Genomic DNA, 244 nt, shown 5'->3' with positions numbered 1-244 from the left:
GCACGTGGGGTCTGCAGCTCCGGCAGAGGATCGGCTTCAAAAGAGCTGCCGTGGCCGTGGCGCGCAAACTGGCGGTGATAATGCATACGATGCTTAAAACCGGCGAGCTGTTTAATCCGAATGCCGGAGCTGCCGCATAAGTCCCGATAGCGTTCTGCACCTGAACGCCTAAGGCGTCCCTGCCGGGACGTGAGCCGAGCCATTCCGCTGATGCTGTTGCACTGCTGACTCAGCAAAGTGCGTC

At 59.8% G+C, this 244-nt stretch carries 1 pseudogene; it reads left to right on the top strand.

The window, feature by feature from the left end:
* A pseudogene (locus XH84_RS31730) lies at window positions 1–140 on the top strand (IS110 family transposase); the annotation flags it as partial.
* Window positions 141–244: the final 104 nt, after the last annotated feature.

This window comes from Bradyrhizobium nanningense, assembly GCF_004114535.1.
Taxonomy (GTDB): domain Bacteria; phylum Pseudomonadota; class Alphaproteobacteria; order Rhizobiales; family Xanthobacteraceae; genus Bradyrhizobium; species Bradyrhizobium nanningense.
The sequence above is the reverse complement of the archived record's forward strand: the minus strand, read 5'-3'. Positions and strand labels throughout refer to the sequence as shown.